At 34.2% G+C, this 20,708-nt stretch carries 17 protein-coding genes and 1 riboswitch; of the genes, 7 read left to right on the top strand and 10 right to left on the bottom strand.

Annotated elements, in window-relative coordinates; translation table 11 throughout:
• Positions 1-57: 57 nt before the first annotated feature.
• The 3 genes from ACYSNX_RS05210 to ffh form a co-directional block, all read right to left on the bottom strand.
• Positions 58-1,833, bottom strand: coding sequence for a MutS-related protein (locus ACYSNX_RS05210; RefSeq protein ID WP_461753631.1), 1,776 nt, complete (start codon positions 1,831-1,833; stop codon positions 58-60).
• 199 nt (positions 1,834-2,032) lie between these two features.
• Positions 2,033-2,920, bottom strand: a complete 888-nt coding sequence (locus ACYSNX_RS05205; protein WP_461753630.1) for a bifunctional 5,10-methylenetetrahydrofolate dehydrogenase/5,10-methenyltetrahydrofolate cyclohydrolase — start codon at positions 2,918-2,920, stop codon at positions 2,033-2,035.
• A 125-nt stretch (positions 2,921-3,045) separates the two neighbouring features.
• Positions 3,046-4,383 carry a signal recognition particle protein gene (gene ffh, locus ACYSNX_RS05200; protein ID WP_461753629.1) on the bottom strand — a complete coding sequence of 446 codons (1,338 nt, stop codon included), beginning with the start codon at positions 4,381-4,383 and terminating at the stop codon, positions 3,046-3,048.
• Between the two features lie 270 nt (positions 4,384-4,653).
• Between ffh and ACYSNX_RS05195 the strand changes: the two genes are divergently transcribed.
• Together ACYSNX_RS05195 and ACYSNX_RS05190 are read left to right on the top strand one after the other, a co-directional pair.
• Positions 4,654-6,336: an RluA family pseudouridine synthase gene (locus ACYSNX_RS05195; protein WP_461753628.1), complete on the top strand. Its 1,683-nt coding sequence runs from the start codon at positions 4,654-4,656 to the stop codon at positions 6,334-6,336.
• 37 nt (positions 6,337-6,373) lie between these two features.
• Positions 6,374-7,609 (top strand): DUF445 domain-containing protein, encoded by a 1,236-nt coding sequence (locus ACYSNX_RS05190; protein WP_461753627.1) that lies wholly within the window; start codon positions 6,374-6,376, stop codon positions 7,607-7,609.
• Between the two features lie 16 nt (positions 7,610-7,625).
• Here ACYSNX_RS05190 and ACYSNX_RS05185 read toward each other — a convergent pair whose 3' ends face one another.
• Together ACYSNX_RS05185 and hisS are read right to left on the bottom strand one after the other, a co-directional pair.
• The gene (locus ACYSNX_RS05185; protein WP_461753626.1) at positions 7,626-8,099 is read right to left on the bottom strand and encodes a hypothetical protein; all 474 of its coding nucleotides are present in this window, start codon (positions 8,097-8,099) and stop codon (positions 7,626-7,628) included.
• Between the two features lie 147 nt (positions 8,100-8,246).
• Positions 8,247-9,617, bottom strand: coding sequence for a histidine--tRNA ligase (gene hisS / locus ACYSNX_RS05180; protein WP_461753625.1), 1,371 nt, complete (start codon positions 9,615-9,617; stop codon positions 8,247-8,249).
• A 191-nt stretch (positions 9,618-9,808) separates the two neighbouring features.
• Between hisS and ACYSNX_RS05175 the strand changes: the two genes are divergently transcribed.
• On the top strand, positions 9,809-11,050 hold the full coding sequence (locus ACYSNX_RS05175) for an ABC transporter permease (protein WP_461753624.1): 1,242 nt from the start codon (positions 9,809-9,811) through the stop codon (positions 11,048-11,050).
• Positions 11,051-11,053: 3 nt separating this feature from the next.
• On the opposite strand, the gene ACYSNX_RS05170 is transcribed toward ACYSNX_RS05175, so the two are convergent.
• From ACYSNX_RS05170 to ACYSNX_RS05150, 5 genes are all read right to left on the bottom strand, one after another.
• Positions 11,054-11,749, bottom strand: coding sequence for a pseudouridine synthase (locus tag ACYSNX_RS05170; RefSeq protein WP_461753623.1), 696 nt, complete (start codon positions 11,747-11,749; stop codon positions 11,054-11,056).
• A 77-nt stretch (positions 11,750-11,826) separates the two neighbouring features.
• A complete protein-coding gene (locus ACYSNX_RS05165) occupies positions 11,827-12,291 on the bottom strand; it encodes a GNAT family N-acetyltransferase (RefSeq protein ID WP_461753622.1) in 465 nt (154 codons plus the stop codon).
• Positions 12,292-12,413: 122 nt separating this feature from the next.
• Positions 12,414-13,364: an NAD(P)-dependent oxidoreductase gene (locus tag ACYSNX_RS05160; RefSeq protein ID WP_461753621.1), complete on the bottom strand. Its 951-nt coding sequence runs from the start codon at positions 13,362-13,364 to the stop codon at positions 12,414-12,416.
• 65 nt (positions 13,365-13,429) lie between these two features.
• Positions 13,430-14,506, bottom strand: a complete 1,077-nt coding sequence (gene serC / locus ACYSNX_RS05155; RefSeq protein WP_461753620.1) for a 3-phosphoserine/phosphohydroxythreonine transaminase — start codon at positions 14,504-14,506, stop codon at positions 13,430-13,432.
• Between the two features lie 13 nt (positions 14,507-14,519).
• Complete coding sequence (locus ACYSNX_RS05150; protein ID WP_461753619.1) at positions 14,520-15,578, bottom strand: acyl-CoA reductase; 1,059 nt, start codon at positions 15,576-15,578, stop codon at positions 14,520-14,522.
• Positions 15,579-15,652: 74 nt separating this feature from the next.
• Here ACYSNX_RS05150 and ACYSNX_RS05145 point away from each other — a divergent pair, with 74 nt between their 5' ends.
• The 4 genes from ACYSNX_RS05145 (at position 15,653) to carB (ending at position 20,612) form a co-directional block, all read left to right on the top strand.
• Positions 15,653-16,003: a 4Fe-4S dicluster domain-containing protein gene (locus tag ACYSNX_RS05145; RefSeq protein WP_461753618.1), complete on the top strand. Its 351-nt coding sequence runs from the start codon at positions 15,653-15,655 to the stop codon at positions 16,001-16,003.
• 191 nt (positions 16,004-16,194) lie between these two features.
• Entirely contained in the window at positions 16,195-16,416 is a 222-nt protein-coding gene (locus ACYSNX_RS05140) for a hypothetical protein (protein ID WP_461753617.1), read from the top strand.
• Positions 16,417-16,740: 324 nt separating this feature from the next.
• A riboswitch (cobalamin riboswitch) is annotated at positions 16,741-16,892 on the bottom strand.
• A 541-nt stretch (positions 16,893-17,433) separates the two neighbouring features.
• The gene (gene rpmH, locus ACYSNX_RS05135) at positions 17,434-17,595 is read left to right on the top strand and encodes a 50S ribosomal protein L34 (protein ID WP_006256972.1); all 162 of its coding nucleotides are present in this window, start codon (positions 17,434-17,436) and stop codon (positions 17,593-17,595) included.
• A gap of 164 nt (positions 17,596-17,759) precedes the next feature.
• Positions 17,760-20,612, top strand: coding sequence for a carbamoyl-phosphate synthase large subunit (gene carB / locus ACYSNX_RS05130; RefSeq protein WP_461753616.1), 2,853 nt, complete (start codon positions 17,760-17,762; stop codon positions 20,610-20,612).
• Positions 20,613-20,708 lie beyond the last annotated feature (96 nt).

Genomic DNA, 20,708 nt, shown 5'->3' with positions numbered 1-20,708 from the left:
CTTTTTTATACACATCCTATCATAGGAACCTTGACTCTAAGTCTGTTAGGAAAAATACTAATCGATAATTTGCATTTTTTTCATGATAAAGGTAGCATTCTTGTTTTGACAAACTCCTTCTCGAATTTTGTAATCGAAAAACAAATCTTCCTGTTTTATCTCTACCTCAAAACATTTATTAGTAAGAATCTGCGGGTAGTCATAAGTAATATTACATACCTCTAAATCATGAGTAGCTATAATACCGTAGGTCTTTTGGGAAATCAGCTTTAAAATAACCCCAATAGTCCCGCTTTGCTTATCTTCGGAATTGGTACCTCTTAAAATTTCATCTAGTAAAACAAAAGTTGGCTGTTTTTGACAAGCTTTGATGATTAATTCTAAGCGTTTAACCTCAGCATAAAAATAGGATTCACTATCTTTTAAAGAATCGCTTACCCCCATAGATACATATAAAGGCAGATCTATGAAACTAGCAGAACTAGCACAAATTGGAGCTCCCATTTTAGCCAATACTAAGTTCACGCCAATGGTACGTAAAAAAGTACTCTTACCCGACATATTACTACCGGTTAAGATTACAAAACGCTCCTTATCAAAACTAATATCGTTACACACCCTCTTAGTTGGATTTAATAATGGATGTCCCAAATCAGTAAAAAACATCTGCTTGTCTTTACTTAAAGTAGGAAAACAAAAATCCCTATTATTATAAGAGAAATTAGCCAAAGAGTTTAAGGCTTCAATTTGCCCCACACTGTTTATACTAGATAATAAAATATCTGCATTATCCTTTTTGAAATGTAACAGCTTTTGTAATACGTGTATATGGTATTGCCCAAATCCATTAAAAAGCACCATTACAAACAAATTATTTACCGTTTCTAAACGCTCAAACAAATGGTAAAGGGTTTTAATCTTTTTACTAGCCTTACTACCTCCTTGGATAAACTCTTGTAAATAGGCTTGCATTTTTGGGGTGGTGAAGGATTGTCTTTCCACTAAATCCAAAATGGCACTATAACTATTGATGGTTTTAGATAAGTCATCACTTCCACCTAATTGTCTTTGAATTTCTCTGGTTTTAGATATAGAAAGCAATAAGTTTATACTAAACATAGTAGATATGATATACCCTAGGGCTATAGATTCTACAAAAAAGTATATCCCAATACAAGACCATAATAAAATAGGACATATATAAGCTAGAGCCATAGTAGTCTTATTTTGTAGTACAACTGGAATATTTTTCCATTTTACAATCTTCTCATAGGCATTTTGATCTAAATCACACATGGAGCTAAAGGCATTGATTTGCTGTCTCCATTCAATTTTTTGACTTAGTTCCTTAATAGCCTTTTGATTTTGTTCAATTTCTTTAGTATCCACTCCATTTTTAAGTAACTTACTTAGTTCTACCTTACCAATATAAGAAGCCGTTCTATTAAGGTACTCAAACAAGCTCTTAGCACCAAACAGATCTAAGTCATAGCTAAAGGGATGGCTAGGATCTATAAACTCTTTACCATCATCAAAATCAGCTATTCCATTTTTCACAAAATCTAATTCCTTTTGATTGACTTGTAAAAGAGCATGGGCGTACTGCATTTTCCATTTGTATTGAAGATGGAGCTTTAGAAAAATGACAAAAACTACTATAAAACCAAGACTAATGTACATATAATAGAAGTCTTCCCTGGCCAAGGCTAAATAGAAGAAATAAAGTATAGCAAGAAAAACCACTAAACGGCAACTAGCTACAACTTTATATTTCTTTCGTATTTTATCATATTTTTTTTCAAATAATTCTATATTCTTACTATAAATTCCCATAATGTTTTTTGGTATTAGTACTTATATAAGTACATAAGCTCTAACAAATATAACCTAAAAACAAAACAAAGCTAAAAAGAGGAAACTATTTTGTTATAAAAAGGGAGCTTAAGTGTCTTTATGCTAAACTAAAAGAAAAAAAAGCGGTAATACAAAAGTTTACTTCTGTATTACCGCTTTTTTAACCAGTTGGCATAATTTATTTTGCCAAAGCTGCTTTTCTTTCTCTTGCTAAAAGAGTATTTTTAAGTAGCATAGCAATAGTCATTGGTCCTACTCCACCAGGAACTGGTGTAATAAACGATGCTTTTTTGCTCACTGCTTCAAAATCTACATCTCCAACAATAGCATATCCCTTTGGAAGACTTGGATCAGCAACTCTAGTAATTCCTACATCAACAACAGTTACTCCTTCTTTTACCATATCTGCCTTTAAGAAATTAGGAACACCTAGAGCAGATACAATAATATCAGCCTCTTTAGTGATACTTGCTAAGTTCTCTGTACGACTATGCGTTAGAGTAACAGTTGCATCTCCAGGATTTCCTTTTCCAGATAAAAGGATACTAATTGGACGTCCAACAATATGACTACGACCAATAACAACTACATTTTTTCCGCTTGTAGGTACATTATACCTTTTTAAAAGCTCCATGATTCCATAGGGAGTCGCAGGAAGGAAAGTTTCCATATCTAAAGCCATCTTTCCAAAGTTAGTTGGATGGAATCCATCTACATCTTTATCTGGGTCAATAGCCATTAAAACTTCCTGTTCACAAAGATGTTTTGGTAAAGGTAACTGAACAATATATCCGTCAATATTTGGGTCTTGGTTCAATTCTTGGATTTTAGCCATTAATTCCTCTTGGGTAATATCTTTGTCTAAAGCCACTAAAGTAGATTCAAAACCAATTTGTTGACAAGATTTAACTTTACTTCCAACATAAGTAAGACTTGCTCCATCATTACCAACAATAACAGCAGCTAAATGAGGAACTTTTTCTCCTCTTTGCTTCATTTGTTGAACCTCGTGTGCAATTTCTTCTTTAATATCCGAGGATACCTTTTTACCATCTAGTAGTTGCATGTGAATAATAATTAGTGTGTGTGTATGTTAAGTGTGTATATGTGCGATTATTTATTACCTGTAAAAGGTATAAAAGCGAAAAGGTTTAAATTTCCTTCGAATTTTAAACCTTCCCACTGGTATTTTTATTGCATCCCCTTAAGGTTGCCCATCATTCTCATTAAGTTTTTACCCTTTGATCCCTGCATCATTTTCATCATTTTGCTCATTTGATCAAATTGCTTAAGCAATTGATTCACTTGCTGAATGTCCGTTCCGGATCCTTTAGCAATACGGGATTTACGTTTTGCATCTAAAATAGAAGGCTTGCTTCTTTCACTAGGTGTCATCGAGTGGATGATTGCCTCTATATGTTTGAAGGCATCGTCTTCAATTTCTACATCTTTCAAAGCTTTTCCAACTCCAGGTAACATGCCTACTAAGTCTTTCATGCTTCCCATTTTCTTAACCTGTTGGATTTGAGATAAGAAATCGTCGAAACCAAATTCGTTTTTAGCAATCTTCTTTTGGATTTTACGCGCTTCTTCCTCGTCGTATTGTGCCTGAGCACGTTCTACTAAGGAAATAACGTCTCCCATTCCTAAAATACGGTCTGCCATACGTTCTGGGTAGAACAAATCGATAGCATCCATTTTCTCTCCTGTACCAATAAATTTAATTGGTTTATTTACAACAGATTTAATAGAAATAGCAGCACCTCCACGAGTATCTCCATCTAATTTAGTTAGGATAACCCCGTCAAAGTTTAATCTATCGTTAAAAGCTTTAGCAGTATTCACAGCATCTTGTCCTGTCATAGAATCCACCACAAATAAAGTTTCATGTGGTTTAATGCTTGCGTGAATATTTGCAATCTCGGTCATCATTTGCTCATCTACAGCTAAACGCCCAGCAGTATCCACAATAACTACGTTAAATCCATTGCTTTTAGCGTAAGAGATAGCGTTGTTTGCAATTGCTACAGGATCATTATTATCCTTTTCTGAGTAAACCTCTATACCTAATTGATCTCCCACTACGTGTAACTGATCAATAGCTGCAGGACGGTAAACGTCACATGCTACTAATAAAGGTTTTTTATTCTTCTTAGTCTTTAAAAAATTAGCAAGTTTTCCGGAAAAAGTAGTTTTACCGGATCCTTGTAATCCAGACATTAATATAATAGAAGGAGTCCCCGATAGGTTAATACCTGCAACTTCACCCCCCATTAATTGAGTTAATTCGTCTTTAACGATCTTAATCATCAATTGCCCTGGTTGCAAAGTGGTTAAAACATCCTGTCCTAAGGCTTTCTCTTTTACCCTATTGGTAAATTCTTTGGCAATTTTAAAGTTAACATCGGCATCTAATAGTGCTCTTCTTACCTCTTTAAGAGTATCAGCTACGTTAACTTCTGTAATTTTACCATGTCCCTTAAGGATATGAAAGGCTTTATCTAATTTATCACTTAAATTATCAAACATATCGGTATTGATTTAATACTTTTCAAAAGGCCAAAGATACTATATAAGTAGATAAGACACAAAGAGCCTAGCCAACAAAATAAACTTTTTTACAAGAATTATTCTTTTTAGGTGTTTTCCTAGGACTAATATGCAGTAAAAAGAAGGTTTTTCTGTCCATTATCTTAAAGCTAAAACCTCTTAGTAATATCTTAATTGCACTTATATGGAATACAAAAAGCCTAATGCTTTTTATTAATTGTGTATTTTTGCCCTTTAATTCATGTAAATATGTCTTGTACTTTACCCCTATTTAGGTCTTTCAAAGCCGATATTTCTAGTTTTGAACTACCTGAAAAGTTTACTTATCCCTTCTTTTACCAACCCGATCCATTAAGTGTTTTAGCTAGCCAAGAGCTAATGGAGGAATTAAAAAACGATCCACAGATACATGCTTTGTTCGACCCAGAGTCTGCAAAGGCTTTGCCTTGTGGAAAAATGTTTGGAATATTAGTGGTAAAAGATACCCAAGGAAAAATTGGCTACCTAGCTGGATTTTCTGGTAAACTTGGTCCTTTTACTCACGTAGAAGGTTTTGTACCGAGTATTTTCGATCTTTATAACAAGGAAGGGTTCTTCCTTCAAGAAGAGCTTGTATTAAATCAAATCAACCAGCAAATTAGCTTACTTGAGAAACAATCTAATATAGATACCTTAGAACAAGAGTTACAACTTTCTGCGGAAAATAATGCTAGAATAATAGAAGGTAAAAAACAGGAATTAAAGCAATTAAAACAACAAAGAAAGCAACTACGTCTTTCACAAAAGCCACTTTTAACACAGGAGCAATTTACCTCTTTAGAAGAAGATTTAGTAAAACAAAGCCTTAGAGATAAACATCAATTAAGAGTTTTAACCCAAAATTGCCAAAAGCAAATACAGGACTTAGAGGCGATAATTACACAACAAAAAGCTCCTATTGAGGCCTTAAAGGAATCTAGAAAAAACAAATCCAATGCCCTTCAACAAAAGTTGTTCAAACAATACCAATTTTTAAATAATTTAGGACAAACTAAAGATCTCTTGGATATCTTTAAGGATACTGCTTTTAAAAAACCTCCAGCAGCAGCGGGAGATTGCGCAGCACCACGCCTTTTACAATATGCTTATGCTCATCAAATGCGCCCCATTGCTATGGCGGAATTTTGGTGGGGAGAATCTCCTAAGAGCGAGATTAGAAAACACCTTAATTACTATCCTGCTTGCAAAGGGAAATGCGAACCTATCTTAAACCATATGCTACAGGGATTAAGTGTAGAGGATAATCCTTTACTAGAGGTAGCCAATATAGAGGTTGAATTAGAGATTGTTTACCAAGACCAGGATATTGCCATAGTAAATAAACCTCATGAATTCTTATCTGTTCCTGGGATTCATATAAAAGACTCTGTTTTTACACGTATGCAAAAGCTATTTGGAAAAACCGATAGCCCCCTTATTGTACATCGTTTGGATATGGCAACTTCTGGTATTTTAATTATTGCCAAAACCAAGAAGGCCCATAAAGCCCTACAAAAGCAATTTTTAGAAAAAACAGTAGAAAAAACCTATGTTGCTCTTGTGGAAGGTCATCCAAATTACCAAGATTCTCTTATAGACTTACCATTAATTTTAGACATAGAGGATAGACCCCGACAAAAAGTATGTTATACCCATGGAAAGCCAAGTCTTACAAAATGGGAAATAGTAGCTAAAAACCCAACCAATACAAAGGTGTTATTCTACCCTATCACAGGTAGAACTCATCAATTGAGAATGCATGCTAGTCACCCCTTAGGATTAAACTGCCCTATAGTTGGCGATGACCTATATGGAACTAAAGATAATAGACTTTATCTACACGCAAAGAAGATTACTTTTATACACCCAACTACCAAAGAACTAGTAAGCTTTGAGATAGAAGAAGATTTTTAAAGCTAATTTTTGTAACTTTAACTCAAAATCCCCCATTATGCCCGATAAAAAAAGACAACTATCCAAACATAAAAGAATTGCAACAGGACTGTTTATTGCCATGGCAATAGTCTACCTGGCAATGGTATTTTCTATTAAGTATTCTCCATCTCCATGGATGGGCTATGTGAAAGCATTTGCAGAAGCGGCCATGGTAGGAGCATTAGCAGACTGGTTTGCAGTTACTGCTCTTTTTAAACACCCAATGGGTCTTAAAATACCACACACTAATTTAATTGAGAACAGTAAAAATACCATTGGTGATAATCTTGGGGACTTTGTAACGGATAACTTTTTGACCTCGGAAAACATACGTCCCTATATTAAAAAAATAGACCTAGCAAGTTTGATTGGAAATTGGCTAGCTGTAGAAAAAAACCAAGACCTGGTAGAAAAGGAGATCTGCCTATTAGCACGTAAGATTGTAATAGATTTAGACAAGCAAAAAGTTACAGACTTTTTATATGTAAAAGCCCAAAATGCCCTTGAAAAGATTGATTTTCAATCTATGCTAAGCCAGGGCTTACTTTATGCTATAGAAAATCAAGAACACGATCGTCTTTTAGATGTTATCTTACCTAAAGTACAGGTATATGTACAACAAAATAGAGATCAAATCTACCAAGCGGTAATTCAAAGAAAACCCATACTAGGCTTAATTGGAGGAAAAGCTGTGACCAATCAACTTATTGAGGGAATCATAACTTTCCTACAAGATGTAAAAGACACACCAGAGCATAAAATTCGCCAAGAAATAACTTTGCGACTAGAGCTTTTAGCCCACGAAATAGAAACTAGTGAGAAATGGAAGGATAAACTAGATCAAATTGTTGCTCAATTTATCTCTCCAGTTACTTTAGATGGTTATATACAAGACTTTTATCATTCAGCCAAAGACTTAATTATAAGTCAATTAGATAATAAAGACGGGGCTTTGCGTACCTATATCAAAACTAGCTTAAATAAAGTAGCCTTAGATTTACAAAATCAAGTAGAATTACAAACTAAAATTAATGCATGGGTACAACAAACGGTGTATCGTCTTGCTTTAAAAAACACCAAAGAAGTAGGTGAATTAATTAGAAATACAGTAGATAAATGGGATGGTAGAGAACTTAGTGATAAATTAGAGTTAGAAGTGGGTAAAGACCTACAATTTATCCGAATTAATGGAACACTAGTGGGAGGACTAGTGGGACTACTTATCTTTATTATAACTACTCTAATTCTGTAAACCTATAGTAGTTTTACTATACCAAAAAGCGATCTCTGATGGCTTGGATAAACAATTTACTCACATTGGGTTGAGTAGCTTTTAGGTAATCGAAATATTCTAAAAGCTCTATTTTCCTATCCTTACTCAAATTAACACTAGAGGTTGCCACAAAGGTATCATAGGAAATATGTGCTGCACAAATGTATTCAAATAAATATTGCTTACCTCCTCTTTGTAAGAGCTCTTGAATAAAAACATGGAAATAAGGATGTACTTTAAAGTTAAGTTGCGTAGTCCTACCTAAGGCTATGAATAAATCCTTCAACAACTCTAAGTCAACACTTTGAATCTCAAAGTAGACTTGTTCGGCAATTTGCATGCGAAAAAACAAATTGGCATCCTTAAATTTCGTTCCAAACTTTCCATTCCAATCTAAATCCAAATAAGGCGCATCTTGGGTATTGTAATTGTGGATAAACTCTTGAAGATTGGCTCTAGGTATAGACATAGTTGTTGTAAGGTGTGGCAATATATAAGGATCAAAATAAGTAGATATACTTTACTTATAAATAGTAAATATCTGAAAAAGAAAGAATAGAAAAAAAACAGTTGTAATGGAACAACTGTTTTTTTTTTATTTTATGTAAATAATTTTTTATTCAAGGTGTGCAATTAAGCCTTCTAAATCTAGTTCTACTTGTTCTGAAGTAGCTAAGTTTTTCAATGTATAGGTGTTTTGTTGCATTTCTTGGCTTCCCACCAAAACAGCAAAACCAATTCCTTTTTTATCAGCAAATTGGAACTGCTTCCCTACTTTTGCTTTATCAGGGTAAAGTTCTACTTTAATTCCTTTATCTCTTAAAACCATAGCAGCTTTCATGGCATAACTCATCTCTTGTTCTCCCATGTTTAAGAAAAGAACTTTACTTGAAGCACTAACTTGTTCTGGAAAAAGACCTAATTCCTCCATTACTAAGTAAATACGGTCTAGACCAAAAGAAATTCCAACCCCACTCATATCCTTTAAACCAAAGATACCTGTTAAATCATCATAACGTCCACCTCCACCAATAGACCCTAATTTTACTCCCTCAGGTGCTTGCACTTCATAAATGGCTCCAGTGTAGTAATTTAAACCTCTGGCTAGAGTAACATCTAAGTTTAAAATAGCACTTTGAAGCCCAATTTGTTGGATTTGTTTACCTACAAATTCCAATTCTTCCACTCCTTTTAATCCTATTTCTGAAGTGCTTAAAAGCTCCTTTAATTGTTTTATTTTTTGTTCAAAACTTCCTGTGAAATGGAATAAAACTTGTACTTTATCGATTGCCTCAGGATCAATCCCCTTTTCAATCATTTCCTTTTTCACTCCGTCTTGACCTATCTTATCTAATTTATCTAAAGCTACAGTGAAGTCAATTAATTTATCACTTGCACCAATTACCTCAGCAATTCCAGATAGGATTTTACGGTTATTTAATTTGATTGTTACTCCCTTTACTCCTAAGCTTGTAAAAACTCTATCGTAAAGACTTACAAATTCAACTTCTTGCCAAAGTGAAGTACTACCAATTACATCAGCATCACATTGGAAAAACTCTCTATATCTACCTTTTTGAGGTCTATCTGCTCTCCAAACAGGTTGGATCTGATAACGCTTAAAAGGAAAGTCAATTTCATTTTGGTGCATTACAACGTAACGTGCAAAAGGCACCGTTAAATCATAACGCAATGCTTTCTCACTAATTTGATTAGTTAGTTTAGCACTGTTTTTTTGCTCTAAATATTCTGTATCTGCTTTAGATAGGTAATCACCTGAATTTAGAATTTTAAAAATCAAACGATCACCTTCTTCCCCATACTTACCTAAAAGGGTATCTAAGTTCTCAAAGGAAGGAGTTTCAATGGGATGGAAACCAAATTTCTCAAATCCATGTCGAATAGTTTGCATAATGTATTGTCTTTTTGCCACTTCCGTTGGAGAAAAGTCTCTTGTTCCTTTTGGAATTCCAGGTTTTTTTGCCATTTTTATATCCTTAAATTATTGATTCTTTTGGCAAAAATACACCTTTTTTTTATAACCCCACTGCTCCCATATACAGATAAATGCACCATAGAGGCTACTTAGAACAAAAGGACAAATACTCTTTTAAATATAATTGAATAATTTCCTTACATTTAGGTGTAACTTTTTTATAAAAACAACTACATATAAGTATGTGGAAAATTGCATTTGAAAATATTAACATCGCCTTAGGTAGTATTCGCGGACAATTAACGCGAACTTTAATCACTGTATTTATTATAGCCATTGGTATATGGGCATTAGTTGGAATTCTGGCTATGGTTAGTGCTTTAAAAAACACTTTGATAGAAGATTATTCCTCTATGGGGGCCAATACCTTAACCATAGAACGATACAGTGCCAAGCAGCGAATGAGAAATAATGATGTCAAAAAGATAATTAATCCCATTATCACCTATCAACAAGCGATGGATTTCAAAAAAAATTATCACTTTATGTCCTCTTTAGTATCTTTATCTTTTAATGCTGGATCCAATTTGGAGGTAAAAAGCTTAACGGATAAAACAGATCCCCAAGTTGGTGTTACTGCAGTGGATGAGAATTATCTTTCCAACAGTGGATTAATAGTACAAGAAGGAAGGGCATTTAATTATACCGATATTTCCTCCAATCACTATGTATGTGTTGTTGGAGCTGACTTTGCCAATGGTTTATTTAAAAACCAAGATCCTTTAGGTCAAATAATCTCCATACGTGGCTATAAATTCAAAATCATTGGAGTATTAAAGCCTCAAGGTAACTCCTTTGGCAATAATGAAGACCAGCGCATATATATTCCCTTAGGTATTGCTAGGGCAATATTTAACCGCGCAGACATTAACTACACCATTAAAATCTCTGTAGCCCAAGATGGGTTCTTAAACCAAGCCGAGGATAGTGCTTTAGCTGAGTTTAGGAATATTAGAGGTTTAGCCCCAAGTGTAGAAGATAATTTTGGTATTGAAAGAAGTGACGATGTGATGCGCTCTATGTTAAAGGGAACCGAAACTTTAAATATGGCTGCATGGTTAATTGGGCTAATTACCATCTTAGGCTCCTCTATTGCCCTTATGAATATAATGCTGGTATCTGTAACGGAAAGAACCAAAGAAATAGGTATTAGAAAAGCCTTAGGAGCAACAAGAAGAGTAATTGCTTGGCAATTCTTTACTGAGACCATTATCATTGGTCAATTGGGAGGCATAGTGGGAACAGCCCTTGGAATATTAACTGCTTTAGGATTAGCAAAAGTAATGTCTTTCTCCTTTACTGTACCTTACCAAGCCATCATCGCAGCCTTTATCACAACTTTTATTGTAGCGATTATTTCTGGATTATACCCAGCTTTAAAAGCTTCTAAATTAGATCCTGTAGAAGCTTTACGTTATGAATAACTCTTAGTAATAAGCAGATAAATCAAAGCCTAAAATAGCATTAAACTTCTTATACTCTTGATCCAATGGCGCTCTTAAAAAGATTCTTTCTTTGGAATAAGGATGGGTGAATTCTAATTCCAATCCGTGAAGAAACATGCTTTTTAGGCCATAGGTATCTAACCAAAGCTTGTTTTGCTTATTACATCCATGTGGTCTACTACCTAAAATAGGATGAAAAATATGCTTAAAATGTTTGCGTAGTTGGTGTTGCCTTCCTGTAATGGGATGAGCTTGTACCAGAGAATAACGAGAAGTAGGATGGGTTTTACTCTCTAAGGGTATCTCTACTTGTTGTAAGGTAGTAAAAGTTGTTAGAGCATCTTGTTTTTTACCACTATCATTAGTTAGTGCATAATCGATTTCTCCCTCTTTTGGAGTAAACCCTCTAACTATAGCCAAATAAGTCTTGTCCACCTCTCTAGTGGCAAAGTTCTCATTTACTATTTTCAAAGTCTCTTTATCCAAAGCAAACAAAAGAACCCCGGAAGTTTTCCTATCCAAACGATGTACTGGATATACCTTCTGCCCTATTTGATCTCTTAGAATTTGCACTGCAAATTCTTTAATATCGCTGGCAATAAAACTCTTGTGCACCAATAAATCTCTAGGTTTATTGATAGCCACTATATACTGATCTTGATAAAGAATCTCTAACATAAAGGCAAAGATATAAAAAAAGACCCCTAAAATAATAGCTATTAAAGGAGTCTTGTACAAGGTATATTATATAGTTGCTATATAATACAGTTAAGTTTTCTAAGCATATCTACATGCATAATACCATCTTCATCATAATCTAAGGAAACAGGTTCAAAACCAAAGCTTCCATAAAATTTCTTCAAATAAACCTGGGCACCAATTTGAATATCTTGAGCGCCAAATTCCTGATCTATTTTTTCAAGGGTAAAATCCATTAAAACTTTACCTAGTTTCTTTTGCCTAAATTCTTTACAAACAGCCACTCTTCCAATGGACATTTGAGGATAACTCAAGCCTGGAGGGACAATACGTGAGCATGCAATAATCTTTGGACCGAAGGTAGCAAACACGTGTAAACAACGTAAATCTTTTGCATCTAAATCCGGATAAGGACATTGCTGCTCTACGATAAACACATCACTTCTTAGTTGTAATATACCGTAAAGTTCCTCATTGGTTAATTCTTCAAAAGACTTGGTATGCCAGTGAATATTATTCATAGTATTATAGAGTTTTACACCAAAGATACTGCTTTTATAAAGACCGAAGTCCTAAAAACACAGTAATATTGGTCTTTTTTACAGGTGCTTTTCCCTTTGCTTTAATGGATAAAATTTCTTTTTTAAGGAAGTAATCCCTTTACTTTCTCTAGTACTTCTTCCATAAATAAAGCCTCACTTGAATCTGTAGAGGAATTAGTATTGGCAGATAAACTAAAGTTAGGCTGCATCAATACAGTGATTGCAGGTTTAGGTTCTTCTTCAAAACGATCCAAACCAGCAAAAAATATCTTTTCTTCATTTACTAAATCCACTAAAGCAACTTCATTAATGGCTGTAGGATAAGCACAATTAATAATACCCAATAAGTTCTCACATTCTTGGAAATCCTCTGTATCTACAAGATAGTGCTGGTAAAAACGAGGGTGTACACTAATGAAATGACTCTGTTGTAAAACCTCTTTCTTTGTCATAGACTCTAGTTCTACTTTAAAATGTACAGAATTAGGTAGTATATACTCATTGAAAAGCGTACTTACTTGAGGGTCGTGGTACACCACATGCATACCAAGGGCTAAAGCCTTTTGAGCTACTAACTCCCCTGCACTATTCATACCAATAATTCCTAAAGTTTTACCTGCTAATTCAAAACCATTTTTATAGGAGTCGTGTAAAAACTTAAAACTTGTATCTCCCTCTAAAGGCATATTTCTATTGGATTCTTGCAAAAGCCTTGCTCCACTAAAAAGATGAGCAAACACCATTTCAGCTGTCGCATTACTCAAGGACTCTTCTGGCCATATTGCCTTAATCCCATTGCTTTTAGCATAATCTACAAGCTCTAAATCAATATTGGTTGTAGCCCACACTATGGCCTTTATATGTGCTAACTCATCTAGGGTTTGTTTATCCAAATAAGTACCATTCTCCACCCATAAAACGTCTACTTCTTTGTTTTTGGTGTAAGTAGGTAATTGTTCTAAGGCTACTCTCACCTGTAAAAGCTCAAAACCCATTTGGGTTAAGTGCTCAATCACTTGCTGGCTAGTGCCATCATTTAGTAATATCTTCATAGAAATACTCGTTTTTTTCTCGTTACTATGTATAAAAATAGTTCTTATTTTAATCTTAAGCAATATTAGACCAATGTTTTCATATGGTGTAAAACTTGGGTTAATACCTCTACACTTTCTATATCTAAAGCATTGTATAAAGAAGCTCGATACCCACCTAAAGTACGGTGTCCTTTAATATTTACAATACTATTTTCTTTGGCTAATTGATCAAATAACTCCTCTTGCTTTGCATTGTCAAACTTCCATGTAACATTCATCATAGAACGAGAATCTTTTTGGGCAATACCTTGCAAGAAATCTAGCTCGTCTATAGTGTTATATAAAAGATCCGATTTTAGAAGATTTCGTTTATGCATTTGTTTTACTCCATTTTGACTTTGCAGCCATTGCAAATTTAACAAACAGGTGTAGATTCCAAACACATTAGCAGTATGATATAAACTTCTATGCTCTATATGGGCTGCATAATCAAGCATTGCAGGTATATCACTTTTGGCTCTTTGCATTAAATCCTTGGAAATAATAACTACACTGACTCCAGCAGGGCCTATATTTTTCTGAGCACCAGCATAAATTAAATCAATTTCTTGGTAAGGGAATTCCCTAGAGTAAATATCCGAACTCATATCGCAAATACTAGGAATATCCCCTTTTATTATTGGAGGAGCCTTAAACTGGGTTCCATAAATAGTATTATTAGAAGTCCAGTGCAGATAGTCTACCTGTTGATCCACATAAACCTCAGAAGGTATAGAAGTATACTGGCTTTGTTTCCCATCTAGTCCAATGTCTACTTGGCCAAATAACTTAGCTTGTTGCATGGCTTTATTAGCCCATACTCCAGTATCTAAGTAACATACCTTTGTTTTTAGAAAATTATAAGGTACACGTAAGAATTCCATGCTTGCACCTCCTTGCAAAAACAAAACAGAGTACTTCTTATCACTAAGTCCCAATAAAGACAAAGCAAGACTTTGAGCCTCTTCTAAAATAGCAATAAACTCCTTGCTTCGATGAGACATCGATAAAATAGAGACCCCCGTATGGTTGTAATCCAAAATTGCTTGAGCACTTTTTTGATAAACGCTTTGAGGCAACAAACAAGGCCCCGCACTAAAATTATGTACCTTAGTTGTCATTGGGATATAAATTTTAAAGATTCAATAAAAACTTCAAAGTATCAACATTATCCGCATAATCCCAAAGCTGAGGCATTTGAGTTTGTCCAAAACCTATACTCCCAGGAATTAAATCATTAGAGACAATGCATTGTATTTTTTGCTCATCTTCTTTGAACTGTTCTTTCAATTGCTCTAAGGAATCATAATACTCATAAAACACACTAGAAATAGGAGAACTATAAGCTGTATCTTCTTTTATGGTTAAAAATCCATTATCTAGAAGTTTAAATTCACTCATTAAAAACACCGCTTTATTGTAATCATAGTTATTGGCATATCTATCGTAATTGATTACTTCATTATAAGGGTACATTCCTTGGAAAAACAAATCAAAATCATATCCTTTTGGAAGGTATAATTTAGAAACGTTACGACAACCTAAACCAAAATAAGTAAAGATATCTTTTCCTAAAGCGATCAGCTCTTCTGGAGTTTCTTGTTGATTTAATACTGCTACAGAATTTCTGTTCTTGCGAATAATATTAGGTACTTTAGAGAAGTAATACTCAAAATAACGTGCCGTATTATCACTTCCTGTTGCAATAACTGCATCAAAGCCATCTAATTTATCCTCTACAAAACCGATGCGCTGTTTAAACTCCGGAGCTTGTAATTCTAATAAATGAGCAATAAAAGGTAAAAACTTCTTATCGTTACTAGAAAGTTTAACCATAGCTATATTTCCAGATAATAATACACAAATTACATCATGAAAACCAACAAGCGGAATATTACCAGCTAGAATCAATCCAACTTTCTTTAAAGGCTCTTTAGAGAAATCATAGGCTGAACACCACAAATCCATATTTTCTTGGGTCAGTGCACTCGCCCAAGATTCCACACAAATTAACACTTGTTCTTTGGTAAACCATCCATTGTGGTGTACTGCCGTATTAATTAACTCTTTGAATTGGTGAAATAACTCTTGTTCTTGTGGGCTTTGAGTATCTATAATTGGCTGCTCATGGGTAAATTGGCTCAAAAAGCTTCCTAATTTAACAAAAGCATTTTTTTTAACATCTAAATCCATATTGATTTGTTTGTGAATTGTTTTGGGTGTAAATTTGTAGCAAAGTTAATACATATAATATAAAAATATAAGCTATGGCAATCATTATAACAGACGAATGCATTAATTGTGGAGCTTGCGAACCAGAATGCCCTAATACAGCTATATATGAAGGTGCAGATGATTGGAGATATAAAGACGGTACTGCTTTAACAGGTACAGTTGTTTTATCTGATGGCACAGAAGTAGAAGCTGATGCAGCTCAAGAACCTGTTTCAGATGAATTCTATTATATTGTACCTTCTAAATGTACAGAATGTAAAGGTTTCCACGATGAACCTCAATGTGCTGCAGTTTGTCCAGTAGACTGTTGTGTACCGGATGACAATCATGTAGAGGATGAAAAAACACTTCTAGATAGACAAGCGTTTTTACATAATCACTAAAAATAGAGGCGATATCCATAAGGTATCGCTTTTTTTGACTTCTTATTTGACTAAGACATAACACTAGTTCTTTTAGTAAAAAGAACTAAAAATGCACTTACAAATAACAACCTACCCTATTAAAAATCAATTTTTTGCATTTTTTTCACTATCTTTATAAGACAAAACAACCCAAGTAAAAATCATTAAAGATGAAAAAGGAAAACACACTACTAGCCTTTGCTGCACTTTTATCGAGTTCAGCTATTTATGCAGGGGGACCTTCCATTTCCTTATATGGGGGAGGGATAACAATTGGTTCACTTTTAGCGGTATATTTATCTTGGCAAAGAAATCATTCGGTCCTATGGGCTATCCTACATTTTTTCTTTGGCTGGTTTTATGTCATCTACTATCTTTTGACAAAAAAGTAAGTCCGTGGTATAAAAAAGGGGATACTTTTTTAAAAAACATCCCCCTACCAAAAAACTAAATAATGTAAATTACTTACAAGATTTATCCGATGACCTGGCTCCAAGAAGAGCATAGTCTATTAGTGTATACCTAAGAAGAGGATAAATTAAACCTGATCTTATTTAAAAAACGTAATAAAATAAATTAGCTTAAGCGCGGAAAAGTATATTATAAAACAAGTATACCTAAAAGGTAAATATCCTCTTGCTCGAAGTAGCAATAGTACATTTAATTAATAGTGGTAGTGTAGTTGTTAGATAATTGGCCTTTTATACGCGAAAGCAATATCTTTTGAATTAGAAAAAGGTGTTCTGACTTATACTAGTTTACTTTATTTACAAAGTGATAATAGCACTTACAGTTGCGCGACAGTTCGTGATTTACACACGATTCCCCATTATTTTCTTATTCTTTGATCAAGATCCCAACGGAATCTCCTTTTAACATAGGGCCAAGATAGTAATAAATTAGATATACCAAAGATATAAAGAGCGTTTTTCCCTAGATTTTAAAATAAGGACTATTTTACTATTGTATACAACACCCCAAAAACCTAGCATAAAATGTTCTCGGGCTTGACTAAAGGAGAGTTTTACAAGTAAATAAGTAGAGCTTTTCATCAATTTTAAGGGAAAAAGCCCTGTACTAGAAAAAAAGCATAAAGGAATGCTACACTCTTTTATCTTCTGCTCCATGCCTTTTAAATTGAAAATTATGTAATCAATTCTTCTTATAGCTATTAATCCATTTTTTTTGTATCTTGCAACAAGTAAATTCTATTGTTTTTTAAACAATACCTTAGGTAAATGTAAATGCTACTTAAACCTTAGAAACAATAAAATTCAATAAAACTGAAAATATTTTTCAAAAAGGTTTTGTAAGAGAAAAAAGACTTTATATATTTGCACTCGGTTTTGAAGCCTGACATTTCAAAGCTGAGTAGAAGAAGTAAAATTTAAGATTTAAAGATAAAAGCAATGAGCAAGAGAACGTTTCAACCATCGAATAGAAAAAGAAGAAACAAACACGGTTTCATGGACAGAATGTCTACACCTAACGGTAGAAAAGTATTAGCAGCAAGAAGAGCTAAAGGAAGACACAAATTAACTGTTTCTTGTGAAACTAGACATAAAAAATAATGTTTTTATAAAACATGGCTAAAGGTGTTACTATTAATGGGTAACGCCTTTTTTTATACTCAATCCAAAAGGATTTACAACAAAAACACAACAAAAGACCACAAACACAGCACTAAACTTACTTTTTTTCCTAAAAAAAGTATTTAACATAACAACAACACAAGATGCCTAAAGACAACTCTATTAAAACGGTTTTAATTATTGGTTCAGGACCAATTGTTATTGGACAAGCATGTGAATTCGATTATTCAGGATCACAATCAGCTAGATCATTAAAAGAAGAGGGAGTAAAAGTTATTTTAATTAACTCTAACCCTGCTACCATTATGACTGACCCATCCATGGCAGATCATATCTACTTAAAACCATTAACTGCAAGATCAATCATTGAAATCCTAGTTGCTCATCCAGAAATTGATGCCGTTTTACCTACTATGGGAGGACAAACAGCTTTAAATTTATGTTTAGAGTGTGATGAAAAAGGAATCTGGTCTGATTTTGGAGTACGCCTAATCGGAGTTGACATTAATGCCATTAATGTTACCGAAGATCGTGAGCAATTCAAACAATTACTTCAAAAAATTGACGTTCCTGTTGCGCCAGCAAAAACAGCTACTTCTTTCTTAGAAGGAAAAGAAATTGCACAGGAATTTGGCTTCCCGCTAGTAATCCGTCCATCCTTTACTTTAGGAGGTACAGGAGCAGCTTTTGTACACACAGAGGAGGAATTTGATGACTTATTGACTTATGGTTTAGAAGCTTCTCCAATCCATGAAGTACTTATTGACAAGGCTTTACTTGGATGGAAAGAATATGAATTAGAAATTATTCGCGATAAAAATGACAATGTTGTTGTTGTCTGTACAATCGAAAATATGGACCCAATGGGTATTCACACAGGAGATAGTATTACAGTAGCACCAGCTATGACTTTATCAGATACTACTTTCCAAAAAATGCGTGACTTAGCTATCCGTATGATTCGCGCTATTGGTAACTTCGCAGGTGGATGTAACGTTCAGTTTGCAGTTTCACCAGATGAAAAAGAAGATATCGTTGCAATTGAAATCAACCCTCGTGTTTCTCGTTCTTCTGCCTTAGCATCTAAAGCAACAGGGTACCCTATTGCTAAAGTAGCTACTAAATTGGCTTTAGGATACACATTAGATGAATTACAAAACCAAATTACTAAGAATACTTCGGCCTTATTTGAGCCTACTTTAGACTATGTAATTGTAAAAATACCTCGTTGGGACTTTGATAAATTCCAAGGTGCAGACCGCACATTAGGATTACAAATGAAATCTGTAGGTGAGGTAATGGGAATTGGACGTTCTTTCCAAGAAGCTTTACATAAAGCTACCCAATCCTTAGAGATTAAACGAAATGGATTAGGTGCTGATGGAAAAGGGTATACTAACTATGACCAAATCATTGAAAAATTAACCAATGCATCTTGGGATAGAGTATTTACCATTTATGATGCTATTCAACATGGTATTCCATTAAGTAGAATTCATGAAATCACTAAAATCGACATGTGGTTCTTAAAACAATACGAAGAACTTGCAATGTTAGAGAAAGAGATTTCTACTTATGAAATTGACACACTTCCGAAAGATTTACTTTTAGAGGCTAAGCAAAAAGGTTTTGCAGATAGACAAATCGCTCACATGCTTAATACTTTAGAGAGTAAAGTATACAAAAAACGTGAGGAGTTAAATATTCAACGTGTATTTAAATTAGTAGATACTTGTGCGGCTGAGTTTGAAGCTAAAACACCTTACTACTACTCTACTTTTGAACCAGAAATACAAAATGCAGATGGAACTACTTATGTAGCAAACGAAAGCATTGTATCGGACAAAAAGAAAATCATTGTTTTAGGTTCAGGACCTAACCGTATTGGTCAAGGAATCGAATTTGACTACTCTTGTGTGCACGGAGTTATGGCTGCAGAAGAGTGTGGTTATGAAACAATTATGATTAACTGTAACCCTGAGACTGTTTCAACAGACTTTGATACAGCAAATAAATTATATTTCGAACCAGTATTCTGGGAGCATATCTATGATATTATTCAACACGAAAAACCAGAAGGAGTTATTGTTCAATTAGGAGGACAAACTGCTTTAAAACTTGCTGAAAAATTAGACCGTCATGGTATTAAAATCATCGGAACTAGCTATGATGCATTAGACCTTGCGGAAGATCGTGGACGTTTCTCTACTTTATTAGAAGAATTGGAAATTCCTTTCCCTCGTTTTGGAGTAGCAAAAACAGCTGAAAAAGCACTAGAACTTGCAGATGAGTTAGACTTCCCATTATTAGTTCGTCCTTCTTATGTATTAGGAGGTCAGGGAATGAAAATTGTAATCAACAAAAAAGAATTAGAAGAGCATGTAATTGAACTTTTAAATTCTATTCCAGGAAACACGCTTTTATTAGACCATTATTTAGATGGAGCTATCGAAGCAGAAGCAGATGCAATTTGTGATGGAGAAAATGTGCACATCATTGGTATTATGGAACACATAGAGCCATGTGGAGTACACTCAGGAGATAGCCACGCTATGTTACCTCCATTTAACTTAGGTGAGTTTGTTTTACAACAAATTAAAGACCACACTAAGAAAATTGCAGTAGCTTTAAAAACAGTTGGATTAATCAATATCCAATTCGCAATCAAAGACGATATTGTATATATTATTGAAGCTAACCCAAGAGCATCTAGAACAGTTCCTTTTATTGCAAAAGCTTATGGTGAACCATATGTAAACTATGCTACCAAAGTTATGTTAGGACACAATAAAGTAACGGATTTCAATTTCAATCCACACTTAAACGGGTATGCTATTAAAACACCAGTATTCTCTTTTAACAAATTCAAGAATGTAAACAAAGCTTTAGGCCCAGAGATGAAACCAACAGGAGAAAGCATCTTGTTTATCGATAGCTTAAAAGACGATACCTTCTATGACATTTACGCACGTAGAAAAATGTATTTAAGTAAATAAGCATTTATCTTTGAATAAACACCAAAAGAGGTTAGCTAAAAAGCTAACCTCTTTTTTTTGCTATAAACCCTAGCAAAAATACCCCCTTAAGTCTAC

Source organism: Myroides sp. LJL115, from assembly GCF_054871665.1.
The sequence above is the reverse complement of the archived record's forward strand: the minus strand, read 5'-3'. Positions and strand labels throughout refer to the sequence as shown.

Excerpts from the sequence above, each read along its gene's own strand:
- ACYSNX_RS05160 (WP_461753621.1), bottom strand. The coding sequence starts at position 13,364 with ATGAAGATATTACTAAATGATGGCACTAGCCAGCAAGTGATTGAGCAC.
- rpmH (WP_006256972.1), top strand. The coding sequence starts at position 17,434 with ATGAGCAAGAGAACGTTTCAACCATCGAATAGAAAAAGAAGAAACAAA.
- ACYSNX_RS05140 (WP_461753617.1), top strand. The coding sequence starts at position 16,195 with ATGAAAAAGGAAAACACACTACTAGCCTTTGCTGCACTTTTATCGAGT.
- serC (WP_461753620.1), bottom strand. The coding sequence starts at position 14,506 with ATGACAACTAAGGTACATAATTTTAGTGCGGGGCCTTGTTTGTTGCCT.
- ACYSNX_RS05145 (WP_461753618.1), top strand. The coding sequence starts at position 15,653 with ATGGCAATCATTATAACAGACGAATGCATTAATTGTGGAGCTTGCGAA.
- hisS (WP_461753625.1), bottom strand. The coding sequence starts at position 9,617 with ATGGCAAAAAAACCTGGAATTCCAAAAGGAACAAGAGACTTTTCTCCA.
- ACYSNX_RS05210 (WP_461753631.1), bottom strand. The coding sequence starts at position 1,833 with ATGGGAATTTATAGTAAGAATATAGAATTATTTGAAAAAAAATATGAT.
- ffh (WP_461753629.1), bottom strand. The coding sequence starts at position 4,383 with ATGTTTGATAATTTAAGTGATAAATTAGATAAAGCCTTTCATATCCTT.
- ACYSNX_RS05190 (WP_461753627.1), top strand. The coding sequence starts at position 6,374 with ATGCCCGATAAAAAAAGACAACTATCCAAACATAAAAGAATTGCAACA.
- ACYSNX_RS05165 (WP_461753622.1), bottom strand. The coding sequence starts at position 12,291 with ATGAATAATATTCACTGGCATACCAAGTCTTTTGAAGAATTAACCAAT.
- ACYSNX_RS05150 (WP_461753619.1), bottom strand. The coding sequence starts at position 15,578 with ATGGATTTAGATGTTAAAAAAAATGCTTTTGTTAAATTAGGAAGCTTT.
- ACYSNX_RS05170 (WP_461753623.1), bottom strand. The coding sequence starts at position 11,749 with ATGTTAGAGATTCTTTATCAAGATCAGTATATAGTGGCTATCAATAAA.
- ACYSNX_RS05175 (WP_461753624.1), top strand. The coding sequence starts at position 9,809 with ATGTGGAAAATTGCATTTGAAAATATTAACATCGCCTTAGGTAGTATT.
- ACYSNX_RS05185 (WP_461753626.1), bottom strand. The coding sequence starts at position 8,099 with ATGTCTATACCTAGAGCCAATCTTCAAGAGTTTATCCACAATTACAAT.
- carB (WP_461753616.1), top strand. The coding sequence starts at position 17,760 with ATGCCTAAAGACAACTCTATTAAAACGGTTTTAATTATTGGTTCAGGA.
- ACYSNX_RS05205 (WP_461753630.1), bottom strand. The coding sequence starts at position 2,920 with ATGCAACTACTAGATGGTAAAAAGGTATCCTCGGATATTAAAGAAGAA.
- ACYSNX_RS05195 (WP_461753628.1), top strand. The coding sequence starts at position 4,654 with ATGTCTTGTACTTTACCCCTATTTAGGTCTTTCAAAGCCGATATTTCT.